This window comes from Glaciimonas soli (assembly GCF_009497155.1).
GTDB lineage: Bacteria > Pseudomonadota > Gammaproteobacteria > Burkholderiales > Burkholderiaceae_D > Glaciimonas > Glaciimonas soli.
Window position 1 is genome coordinate 127,819 of record NZ_WINI01000009.1, and the last position, 12,223, is coordinate 140,041.

At 47.7% G+C, this 12,223-nt stretch carries 10 protein-coding genes; 6 read left to right on the top strand and 4 right to left on the bottom strand.

What is annotated here, in order from left to right; all coding sequences use genetic code 11:
- Positions 1-463: 463 nt before the first annotated feature.
- Together GEV47_RS17335 and GEV47_RS17340 are read right to left on the bottom strand one after the other, a co-directional pair.
- Positions 464-1,069 (bottom strand): hemerythrin domain-containing protein, encoded by a 606-nt coding sequence (locus tag GEV47_RS17335; protein ID WP_153236054.1) that lies wholly within the window; start codon positions 1,067-1,069, stop codon positions 464-466.
- 403 nt (positions 1,070-1,472) lie between these two features.
- Positions 1,473-2,234 (bottom strand): DUF3050 domain-containing protein, encoded by a 762-nt coding sequence (locus tag GEV47_RS17340; RefSeq protein WP_153236055.1) that lies wholly within the window; start codon positions 2,232-2,234, stop codon positions 1,473-1,475.
- 292 nt (positions 2,235-2,526) lie between these two features.
- Here GEV47_RS17340 and GEV47_RS17345 point away from each other — a divergent pair, with 292 nt between their 5' ends.
- The 4 genes from GEV47_RS17345 to GEV47_RS17360 are packed head-to-tail and all read left to right on the top strand — an operon-like array spanning position 2,527 to position 7,093.
- Positions 2,527-3,492 (top strand): glycosyltransferase family 2 protein, encoded by a 966-nt coding sequence (locus tag GEV47_RS17345; RefSeq protein WP_322741687.1) that lies wholly within the window; start codon positions 2,527-2,529, stop codon positions 3,490-3,492.
- 7 nt (positions 3,493-3,499) lie between these two features.
- Entirely contained in the window at positions 3,500-3,931 is a 432-nt protein-coding gene (locus tag GEV47_RS17350; RefSeq protein WP_153236057.1) for a GtrA family protein, read from the top strand.
- Complete coding sequence (locus GEV47_RS17355) at positions 3,921-6,053, top strand: DUF6311 domain-containing protein (RefSeq protein WP_153236058.1); 2,133 nt, start codon at positions 3,921-3,923, stop codon at positions 6,051-6,053. Before GEV47_RS17350 ends, GEV47_RS17355 begins: the two co-directional genes overlap by 11 nt.
- Positions 6,054-6,082: 29 nt before the next feature.
- On the top strand, positions 6,083-7,093 hold the full coding sequence (locus GEV47_RS17360) for an acyltransferase family protein (RefSeq protein WP_153236059.1): 1,011 nt from the start codon (positions 6,083-6,085) through the stop codon (positions 7,091-7,093).
- Between the two features lie 141 nt (positions 7,094-7,234).
- Here the strand turns inward: GEV47_RS17360 and GEV47_RS17365 are convergent, their stop codons facing one another.
- A complete protein-coding gene (locus tag GEV47_RS17365) occupies positions 7,235-8,257 on the bottom strand; it encodes a tetratricopeptide repeat protein (RefSeq protein WP_194270700.1) in 1,023 nt (340 codons plus the stop codon).
- 97 nt (positions 8,258-8,354) lie between these two features.
- Complete coding sequence (locus GEV47_RS17370) at positions 8,355-9,731, bottom strand: dienelactone hydrolase family protein (RefSeq protein WP_322741689.1); 1,377 nt, start codon at positions 9,729-9,731, stop codon at positions 8,355-8,357.
- Between the two features lie 316 nt (positions 9,732-10,047).
- Here GEV47_RS17370 and GEV47_RS17375 point away from each other — a divergent pair, with 316 nt between their 5' ends.
- The gene (locus tag GEV47_RS17375) at positions 10,048-10,776 is read left to right on the top strand and encodes a DUF3108 domain-containing protein (protein ID WP_194270701.1); all 729 of its coding nucleotides are present in this window, start codon (positions 10,048-10,050) and stop codon (positions 10,774-10,776) included.
- A 315-nt stretch (positions 10,777-11,091) separates the two neighbouring features.
- Entirely contained in the window at positions 11,092-12,138 is a 1,047-nt protein-coding gene (locus tag GEV47_RS17380) for a hypothetical protein (protein WP_322741690.1), read from the top strand.
- Positions 12,139-12,223: the final 85 nt, after the last annotated feature.

Consider the following 12,223-nt stretch of genomic DNA (forward strand, 5'->3'; position numbering starts at 1 on the left):
GACAGCAATAATTATTGCTGCATTGTTAAATGTTGTTGCATAGAAAATGTTACAAATAGGATTACTAATCAATTGCGTCGCAACAAATGGAAGCGATTCATCGTAGAAATTAGCTTTACATGGCAAATTTACCCCTGATTTTTTATTATCAAACGAGTATTGCTTTTGTAATTTTGTGCGAGTGTATATGCGATTTTTTGATGGGCTTGACCGTATGTCTCAGCACGACAAAATATTGACGTAGTTGGACACAAACCATCCGACACAGCATTACGATGAACTGCACTTGTATTAATTGATGGCAATAATTTGATTTGCTCAGCTTTACACCTCGCCGTATATCTGCGGCTCCCATTGCTTGCTCGTTTCCACGTATCGCTATTGCAAATATCGACACGATTAGTGAAATTTAACAAAAAAAAAGCAGGCTCAAAGCCTGCATTTTTTATCTACAAGCAATGCTTTAAGGCATATAGAGCGGATAAAGAATATTCTCTTCACGGGTAATACGATCGACCAAAACCTTACCGAGGTTGTCAAATTCGCTTTTGAAAATACCCCGCAACTCCGCCGAAAAAATCCACTCATTGCTTTGGTATTTATCAAGGAAAGTAAACGCTACACGTCCGATTCCATCCATTTCCTTTTTATAGGAGCGGTAAACTTCCATTAAGGTTGGCTCATCTTCCAGATTGTGTCGCATATACGAATACAGCTTGACGCCTTCGGTCAACAAATGACCGTACATCGTCGTGCGCATTTCCCGCAATGCCCCTGGAATGGTGTCCCATTTGTCGGTAGCGATTCTATTAGCAACCGTTGTGTACATGGTCAGCAAGGTTGCATGATCAGCTTTTAATTGTGAAATCAGTTTGTCGTCGAAGTGAATCTGATTACCACCGCTGGCAGTGCTCACTTTTGCGGCCGGCGCTTGTGCCCGTTCCACTACAGGTGCTACTTGAGGACGTGGAGCCGGCGGTTGCGGATTAACCGGTCTTTTAACAACCTCGATTTCTTCTTCATCTTGGTCGCTAATTGCTTTTTTACCGAAAATAGACTTCAGCCACATATTTCACCTTATCAGTTAGCCAATTGGATTCGCATTTCTTGCATGATACGTTTGCAGATACACCATTTTGGTAATGATAATACATTAATTTCTTGCGAGTAATATGTTTCTGGATGTTACCAGGCAAATATTTTTACCCCCTTACCTCCTATAAAATCAGTATTTAAAACAAAACAACTTATCGTCTGTTTTAGGGTCTGCTGACATATGATTTGCGAATGAAAACATAGGCATTCCATGTCGTGACAGGATGAACGGTGAAATGCATCGGACTCCACGCAAACCATATGTCAACAGGCCCAAGTAGTCGGTTCGGTTGAGCTGACTACTGAGGCAACGGACGGCCTATTAACGATGCAATAGACCTGGGTTCAGCGACCCGGTGCTTCCTTAACAATGATCATCAACGCATAGCGGCCAAAAGACTATCCCATAATTGATGACGCTCGTTGATGGCACTAATCCCCGCTTCCAACACTTCCTTCAGCTGTGCCGGATCGTTATCCGTAATCTCACTGATCATGCGTTCGGCTGCCGGGCCATGCTCACCGGAATCGACTTCGATATGTCTTTCCAGATAGAAATTGAGCTCCGGTACGGTTGCAGGATCGATCTGCCATGTATCCAGTAACGTTTGGAACATCGCAGGAATGACATTTTCGCGACCATAAAAAAAACTGCCCATCACTTGATGTGTCCGACCGTTTTTACAGGTGTCTATCGTTGCCATCGTAAAGCGTTGAACCGCGGGCGGGACTTCTGCCCGATTGAGTGCTGTTGAAAGAGACTCTCCGCTCTTGATATGCTTCAAAAATTGTTTGATCTGTCGTGTCGATGCACCGATCTCTTCCATCGCCAATAAGTAAAGATCAAAATGTGTCATAGGGCCATGCGAAGTCATATCTGACTCTTCACCCAGGACAATTTCATTGATCAAACGCGCAGCATTAGGATTTGCTGGGGGAGTCCACGGTAGCGTTACCGTGGTCAAATCAATTTGCAGCCGTTTGACTAACGACATAAAATCCCACACCGCAAAAACGTGCCACTCCATAAACACGCGCAATTCGCTTTTTGTACGAATAGCTGAAAACACTGCATGATTTGTTAATAACTTGTGTTTTTCTTGAATACTAAGTTGTAGCGATTCAATGCTAATTGTCATGTCATCTCCAAGTTAAATTACACACATTTGTGTGGGAGACAACATTGGCACATTAATTTCTATATTGCAACTAATATGTATTCCAAATGCAACTAATTCTTGCGCTGGCCGGTAATTGGCCAAGTTGAGTGACAAAGTTTGGGCGCTGGAATTTCAGAGGTCTTTGCGTCATTCGGAGAACATCATTTTCTTATAGCAGCAACAACAGTCTCTAAATGTTTCTATTTAGAATCATGCTAAGATGAAAGACGCACCAGCGGTAAACTTATACACATACACTTATGCAATCCCTGTGAATTCATTCGACCATACGCCCGGAAAGCCACTATTATCGCTAGTAGTTCCTTTCTACAACGAGAGTCAGGCCGTTGCACATTTCTTCCATCGCATCAATCCGATCTTAGCGGCTCTGGAGCGCTTCGATTGCGAAATCGTGTGCGTCAACGACGGCAGTGCCGACGATACTTTGGCGCAACTGGTAGCCATCTCCAGCCAGGACAGCCGTGTCAGGGTGATTGATTTGTCACGTAATTTCGGCAAGGAAGCAGCACTGACCGCTGGCCTCAACGAAGCGCAAGGCGATGCAGTCATTCCCATTGATGCTGATCTGCAGGACCCGCCTGAACTGATTCCGCGCCTGATCGCAGAATGGCAGAGCGGTTACGAAGTCGTATTGGCCAAGCGTGTCAACCGCGACAGCGACTCCTATATGAAGCGTAAGACCGCCGCCTTGTTTTACCGGCTCTACAATGCAGTGTCGGACATCAAGTTACCGGAAAACGTCGGCGATTTCCGCCTGATCGACCGCCAAGTGCTGGAGTCACTTAAGCAGTTGCCGGAAAACCGCCGTTTCATGAAAGGTCTGTTTGCCTGGGTAGGCTTCAAGACCGCCACTGTAGAATATGCGCGCGAAGCACGCAGCGCAGGTGAGTCAAAATTTTCCGGCTGGCGCCTGTGGAACTTTGCATTGGAGGGTATCACCAGCTTCAGCACCGTGCCTTTGCGCTGGTGGACTTACTGCGGTTTGGCAATTTCATTATTCGCCTTTATTTACGGCTTGATAATCATTTTCAAAACGCTGATTTACGGCATCGACATGCCAGGCTATGCATCAATCTTGACGGTAGTACTGTTCCTCGGCGGAATACAGCTGATCGGAATTGGCGTTCTGGGCGAATATCTGGGTCGAACTTACCTGGAGTCAAAAGGGCGCCCTATCTACCTGATTCGCCGCCGTTACCAGCAAGCCGAAGATTAACAGTTTGATGACTATGCATCACTACAAGCGGTTTCTGATCTATGCTGCGGTCGGTGCGACGGGCACTGCATGTCAGTACATCATCCTGATCCTGCTGGTGCAGAACGCTCTGGCCAATCCGGTGCCAGCCTCGGCAATCGGTGCCTTGGTCGGTGCCATCGTCAACTACAGCCTCAACTATTGGATCACTTTCCAAAGCCAGGCCGGTCATCTGCGAACCGCCAGCCGCTTCGCCGTGATCGCCGTTGCCGGCATCGCTCTGAATACCGGGCTGATGCATCTGCTGACAGTGCCGCTGGCACTCAATTACATCGCAGCACAGATACTGTCGTCGGCCGCAGTACTGGCGCTAACCTATTCCACCAACGCATTGTGGACGTTCGCAGCTAAACATCCGCATGTAGACCCTCCATTCAAACCTACACAGCATGACGATTAAAAAAATCCCTCCTGTCATATGGGCGGCTTTAATAGGTATCGCTGCCTTTCTGTTCTACACCGGCGGTGGCACTATCCTCCGGCCGACCTATACCGAATGGCTAATGCGGGGCGATTTCGGCCAGCACTTCCTCGGCTGGAATTTTTTCCGCCACACGCCGATGCTGCAATTTCCGCTTGGCGCTAATGGGCAATATGGCGAGACCTTGGGCAGCTCGATTGTCTTCACCGATTCGACGCCGTTGTTTGCATTCATTTTCAAACCTATCGCAGCGTTGTTGCCGGAGCCATTCCAATATATCGGCATCTGGCTGGCACTGACCGTCATGTTGCAAGGAGTTTTTGCTTACAAGCTGCTATCCCTGTTCTCAACGGATCGTCTGACTGTACTGCTGGCGACAGCATTTTTCGTCATTGCTCCGCCATTTTGGTGGCGAATTTATCTCGAATCGGATGCCTTGTCAGCACATTGGCTAATCCTGGCCGCTCTGTATCTGTACTTCAACGAACAATTTCGCCAGCGCGGCTGGTTGGTGTTGCTTTGCGTTGCGTCGTTGACACATGCTTATCTGCTCGCCATGGTGCTCGCAATCTGGGCTGCCAATCTATTGCAACGTGCCCTGAAAAAGCAGCTGTCATTCTTGACGATTGCGATCCACGGGTTAGTCGCAGCAGTGATGCTGGCCCTGGTCATGTGGGCTACTGGTTATTTCATGCTGCACGATGGCCTGAGCACTCCGGTCGGCAGCTATTTTCGCATGAGCTTGCTAGGACTGTTTGATCCGGCGTCGTGGTGGTCGACGATTCTGCCTGATCAGCAAAAAAGCGGCGGCGAGTATGAAGGTCAGAGCTATCTGGGCAGCGGCATATTAGCGTTGCTGATCATCCTCGTGCCAATCCTGTTTTTCTCCAGCAAGCGACGGGCAACCCTGACGTGGCGCTGGTGGACATTGCTGCCTTTGCTTGCAATCGCCGTGATCCTGACTTTGCAAGCCCTCACCACTTATATCGGCTGGGGTGAGCACAACATATTCGTGTACAGCGTACCACCAGTTGTGCAACGCTACTTCGGAGTGTTCAGGGTTGCCGGTCGCATGTTCTGGCCAGTGTTTTACCTGATTTATGTCGGCATATTTTGCCTCGCATTCAAACTGGTAGGCAGAAAATGGCTGGCTTGCCTGCTGGCTGCGCTGCTACTGTTCCAACTGATCGATGGTAATAACGCCACCCAGTATCTTCGGAAAAGCTTGCGTGACTATCAATGGCAATCCCCACTGCAATCGGCTTTCTGGAAGCAGCTTCCTGCGACCTACCGACGGATTGCCGTCGTGATGCCGTCTTCTTACTCATACGATTATTTTCCGGTCGCGCTGTTTGCGTCGGAACATGGAATGTCGATCAACCATGGTTATTTCGCTCGCATGGATACGAACAAACTGCAGTTACTGCAGCGTCAAACCAGTGCAACCATATTTACTGGCAATTACGACCCGCACACACTGTATGTGTTCTATAAAGATCCATTGTCGGTTGCATTGTGGGAGCAGGCAAAGCTTACTGCTGGTGCGGGGGATTTTTTCGCTGTATTCGATGATTACAGAGTGCTGGTACCGGGATGGAAAAATTGCAATGAATGTCAGCACCTCAATATCAAAGCTGCCCCGGCACCACATGTACCGCCGCCAGAATATGTGCTCGGCACGACAATCGATTTTCGTAGCGGCGGCAATGGCGCCCCTTATCTCGCAGGCGGCTGGTACGACCAAGAAGACTGGGGGCGCTGGTCCATTACCAATCTGGCAGGCATACAACTCAGCATTCCTGCGCAAATCTCCGCGGATCTGACACTTGAAATAAACGGTCATTCTTACGTTACCGCCCAATACCCACAGCAGACCGTGCAAGTGTCTGCCAACGGACAATCCATAGGCGAATTGCGTTACACGCACACTGCCAATCAAAGCGTGCAGAGCTTGCGAATTCCGGCCGCATTGATCGCAAAGAATCACGATGAATTGCTGCTCGTATTTACCGTTGCTACGCCAATCTCACCTTTGCAGGCAAGGGAAAGCAAGGATATGCGGACTTTAGGGCTGGGCATCGTATCAATGACCATACACTGAACTAGCCACCATCATTTTAGGAATCTGACATGGGAATCTACCGGTTGCTGCTTGCCATCGCCGTCTTGCTTTCGCACCTTGGCATTACAATTTATGGCCACAATATCGGTGTGTTCGCAGTAATCTCGTTCTTCATCCTGAGCGGGTATGTCATGACTGCTTTGGTGGACCGTCACTATATGGAATTTTCTCGTGTCGGCAGGTTTTACCAGGATCGCGCGATGCGGCTGTTTCCGCAATTCCTGTTCTATTTTTTCCTGACATTGCTATTGATCGGACTCGCCCATCCGTCGTCGTTTTTTATCGGTGATGTTACGCTGCCGAAAATCTTGCTGAACGTGACCATGCTGCCGCTGAACTTCTTTCAGTATTTTATTAACTGCCAGATCATTCCTCAGGCATGGTCGCTCGGCCTGGAATCTCAGTTCTATCTAGTCATTCCGCTAGTGATCATCTGCAAGGCTCGTGGCCCGGTGTTGGTGGCATCGCTGGCCTTTTTCCTGTTGGCTTATCTTGGTATCCTGAATGCGGATACCTGGGGCTATCGTATGTTGCCGGGAACCCTGTTCATGTTCATTCTGGGCAGCTATATTTATCGCACTCCCAGCCGGGCCGCTTTGTATGCCATCTATCTGGTCATTTGCGCAATGCTAATCGGGCTCGTCATTCATCCTGCCTGGCAACTGCCATTCACTTTTGAGGTACTGGCAGGCCTGGTATTTGGTGTGCCGGTAGTATGGGGATTATCCAAGCTGAGCTTTGGGCGGCTGGAAGAGCTGGCGGGCAATCTCAGCTATGGCGTCTTCCTGAATCATTTCTTACTCATCTGGCTATTCCAAAGCATTGGCATCAGTGGCGATTCATGGTGGTATGTATATGCCCTCATTGCCAGCTCGATTGCCCTGGCTGGCATCTCTTACCAGCTGGTGGAGCGCCCTGTCATCCGTCTCCGGCATGTCTTGCGCAAGCGCGGCGCACGATCGATCGGTGCAGTAAGCGATCTGTCTAGTCGAGATGAACCAATATCATCCATCTCATGACCAGAAAATTTCGTATCGCAGATGGTGAAACCTGGATTTTTTAAACACACTCCAAAAACCGCGGCCCATAATTCTTGTGCCGTATTGCGTAAAAATATACTGGCAATTTCGGTTGAATAAAATTTCGTTGTATTAAGGCTGTCAGTTCAACTTAGTCTGAAAATACGCCCCACCCAATCCATCGGCCTGAAACTCAATCGGAACAGCAACCATTTTGCCGCAAACGTTGTAAGTCCAGGTCTCTTGCCATTGGCCGCTAATCAAATAAAAATTGTCGAGCAATTTCGCCTCCGTCGGCAGATAGATAGCATTTTCTAACGGGCGTGAGATTTCGGTTTTGGCGAGTTTCATTTGCGCTATCTTGCATTGCTCTGATTCAGTAATGCCGTCCGATTTTGCGCGCAATTCGGCACTCTGCGCTGCGGTTTGTTCAGTATCCATAAACAAGGTGAAGCTGGCATGGCTTTCACCCAGTTTTTGCAATACCGTGACGATGGCGACTCTGTGGCGTAATGGATCAGGAATGTTAGTCGTAGCCGCTGCCAGCTCCAGTAATCGTGCGCGATTGGTTGGGCCAACTTTATCCATTAAAGCAGCGATCGCCATATTTTTTGCCGGTCCATAGCCTTGCTCCGCTGATTTTGACAGCATCGTAAATTCTTCTTGATCCAAAGCCCTTTCCGTCGCTGGTCGCTTAGCCAACGCATCGTATTTTTCCATACTGGGCTTACCGCTGGCATCCAGAAAACTTAAGGAGGGATCATACAAATCCACTTGCGCTACTAAATACTGACCAACCATATCCCCTGTCGCAGCAGAACGATGTGCCCATGATGTAGCAGCATCAGTATTTTTCGGCACCTGGTCCCCAGAAAAATAAAGTTGCGCCAACATGTTCATCGCATCGGCGTCGCCGGCATTGGCTGCCTTTTCTAACCACGGCAATGCTGCTGTCGGATTTTTTTCTGTCCCTGTACCGACCAACAACATTTTTCCGACTGCCAGCCACGCCTGATGATCACCGGCTTCAGCTGCTTCTTTCATCAATGGATAGGCGATTGCAAAATCTTGTTTTTGTAATGCCGCATTGGCAGTCTCAAAATCTGCGTAGGCAGATTGCGTTAGTACCAATGACAATGCAATTAAACCCAATATTTTTTTCATGGTGTTCCTCGAATTGTTTTTAAAAATAACTTCTCTCTTATTTTTCACTTCGGTACAACTGGCATCACAGAACAATATTCTTTTCAATTTTTCAGATTTATTTCTGCGCTTCTTCCGGCCAAACCACTGCATCATCAACGGCATAAAGCTGACATCCCTGGCTGGTTTTTTTACACAATGCTAAAGCTTGCGCAACCGGATCGTCACCTCGCGATGCACCACTAAAATGGCCGCTTGGTGAGATGACGAAAGCGCGGGGTTTCTTGAAAGTCAAAAATTTCGAATAGCCTTGTCGTCCTGCGTCATTGATATACGGTATCGCAGTCGGATCTTCGAGCGCAGCAAAATGCGTAGCCGCTGGGACTGGAGCTAATGGACGCGCAGCCGGTTGGTTCCAGACCACATCATTATCGATGGCATAGATCTGACATTGTCTCCCCGATTTCTGGCAATTTGTTAGTGCCTGTGCGATAGGATCGAAGCCGCCGCTTTGTGCACTGGCCGCACCGTTTTTTCCAATGGCAAAAACACGTGGGAATTGCTTAGTCGTCAGAAAATGCTGATAAAGTGCGCGTCCCTGATCATTCAGATACGGCACCGCGTTGACATCATCAATCGCCGCGTACTGTGCGGACTGCGGTATAGGCGCAGGAAATACGGTTGGCATGTACTCAGGATAAATCGGCCTGTTTGGCAATCCAACTTTCTCCAAAAATGCATCAAGCTTTGGTACCCAAATGCTATGCGCTTCCGGGTAATTAAGCATGACGTGTGAATTTTCCATAAAGCTGCCGTAGGCAACCAATTCCGCATCGCCACCTGCAGCGTTATAGCGATCATGCATGGCGCGCCAGGTAGCAACCGAAAAAAGTTTGTCGTTATCGCCGTAGAACCAAATCGATGGAATATGCGTTTGCGCACCAAAATCTTCTGCACCGTTTTCCAACGATGATTTCGATGACCAGCAACTCGATGCGATAACACCGCCTGCAAAATTAATCAAGCCTTTGACATTCGGATAGTCCAGCGTACCGAACGCCAAAGTGTTCCAACCGCCAAAACTTTGACCAGCTACGACGATGCGTTGTGCATCGATATTCGGTTGCTTTACAAAATAGGAAATCACCGCGCGAATATCTTTAGCGTCACTGAGGCCCATCGCTTCGGCATTACATCCATGCGCAGTTACTGCACCATCGGAACCGGCATAACCACGCATCATGGGGAGAATTACCGCATAACCGCGAGACAAGAAATAGTCAGCTGCGTACGTAATCCGAAAACGTGGTTGCGATTCTGGGCTGGTGTCACCGATAGCGCCATGATTCAACACAGCTAACGGAAAAGGGCCGGGCCCGGGCGGTGTAAATTCAGTCACTTGCAGCGTCACTGGACGATCAGGGTCGCCGGTAATATTGAGCACCTTTTCATGCATAGGCGCATGAGGCATCTCCATCGCATCATGGTTTTGCACTTCAATGATGTTTGCGCGCGCAAAAAGTGAAAGCGTGAAGATGCATACGAAAATTAAATACTGTCTCAAGTGTTGCCAATTTATTGGCATCATTTCTATTGTTTTCATTTCACGTTCTCAGCTTCGCTCTTAGTTCGCTCTTAGTTCGCTCTTAACGTTTTATTTCAATACTTTAACGCTACAGGCTATCGCGTCCAACACACCAGGCATAAACCAAATTGCCACATATCCAAAAACATACACTCGTAAATCATCCAGGTGACGCATCTGATAAAAATGGATAAAATGAAAAATTACCATAAAGAAATGTTTCCCCGTGAAAAATATCGCTTTTGCCCTAGTTGGCGCAGTCTTTTCCTTATCTAGCTTTGCGCAATCGGTTGACGCTCCGTCAGTGAAATCCGGCGATAGTTGGGTATATAAAAACACAACTGAAAAAGGACCAACGGGATGGGTAGAAAACCATGCTGAAATCACCGTTTCGCATGCATCTCCCACCAGCATTTACTACACAGTAAAACAAAGCGGCTCAACCCAAACCCCATCTGAAGTGGTGGTCGGCGCTGACTGGAGCCGACGTCGCGATGTCAATGGCAAGGAAACAGTGGTCAACAAACCATTAGCATTTCCATTAAACGTAGGGAAAACCTGGGATCTTCAATTTACCGAGCAACATCCCAATAAAGCGCATCGGTTTGAACAATGGGACAACAAATTCACCGTTGTCGGCTACGAAACCATTGAAGTGCCGGCAGGGAAATTTAAGGCGCTCAAAGTCGAATCCGAAGGAAAATGGAATGCCGAATTGGAACCTGCACAAAACGTTGTTCAGGGAGCACAAGTAATGCAAGGCAGTACCGCAATGGTCACACAAATACAAAAAACTGGCGCCACGCCAATAACTGGCCGTACTTATAAAGCATTCTGGTATGTCCCGGAGATCAAACGATGGGTCAAGTCGGTCGAAGAATATTATGGAAATGGCGGCGTTCGCAATGAACGTTATACGTCAGAGCTGGAGTCGTTCAAGCTGGCCGAGCAATGATCTAACCGGAACTGCACTTGGGATAATCGAGCGACAAGTGCGCTTGGTTATCCATCATCGATACACTCAAATACGCATGCACCGCATTAATCTTTCCTGAAAATTTTCAAGAAAGATTACCGTACACGCGGCCATTTTTTCGCTCGAAAAATTCCAATTTGAGACATACATTAGATTTAACACTACATCGCTTGTTATGTATCAGGGCGGAAACAAAAATCCCACTCTCTAATTTCCACACAGAAATACAATGCTTTGCTGTTTTATTGTTTAAAACCCCTACATCAATATTAATAATTAAAAGAAAGATTGTTTGTGAAAAAATATCCGTTGGCAGTTACTTTTTTGGCCCTTGCTTTATCAGGTTGTGGTGGTGGCAGTAGTGGCAGCAGTAGCACTCCAGCTGCCGGTGCAAATGCAAGTGCTTCGAATTTGAGTACCGCGCAAAAAAATTACGAAGGTATGGCGTTGTCAGCAAATGGCGGCTTGCACTATTTGGACGATAGTTTAAGTTTTACTTCTTCATCAACCGGGGCGATTACGATCACTCCAAGTAGTTTTTTCTTCACACAAAATTCAAGCATCGCGCAATCTGCACTCAATGGCACACAGCCACTCACAATGACAAACTCCACGGCAGCACAGACACTGCCTTTGCCAGTATTGGCCGCTGCAAGATATATGGTCAATGGAACTATCTATTCTTTAGGAATGCCTGCACAGGCGCAAATTAGTTACAAAGGCAATAATGTTCAGGAAGATTACTTTGCAACGGATGGCGTCACCATCATCCATTCCACACTCGGCACCAGCTACACAGTGAGCAACTTATCCGGATTAATTGCAAGTTCGCCACCTGAGCTTTTTGACAATAGCGGCCTTGGCGTTATAACCAACACCATCAACGGTAATTCCCTATACAACCGCCAGGCGAATTGGCAAACCGGGGCTGCCTATATAAAAGCGGTAAGACAAGTCGTTGGCGACACACTTGAAGTTGGTGATTGCATTGCGCCAGCAACAACGGGACCAAGTATTACGCCTTGTTCGAGCGCCATTGGAACGCTTGAAGGATTCTTTCCCCACACCAGTGCCACTGACGGCAAAACATATCAGCAAACTGATGGCCAGATCGTGACATTGGCTGGCGTTCGCGCATGGGTCGCTACCGCTGTTTTGAATACGGCTACAACCGAGTACCGTGTTTACTATCAGAATAATGGTGCAATTTATAGCGGGGTATTAACGAAAGATGGAACACCGCTCCAAATATATGCCTTGGGTACTACAACCCCACAGAATTTCTATATTTCCTTAAATAGCGCAGCACTTCAGTCGATTAAATCGGCGGTCAGTTTTTGATGTCGTGTTGATACGGTAAAGGTGATTCCTCGGATCGATTGCGATGAGTCGCACGATCTGAGGCGTCAATCTGTTACTTATTCAA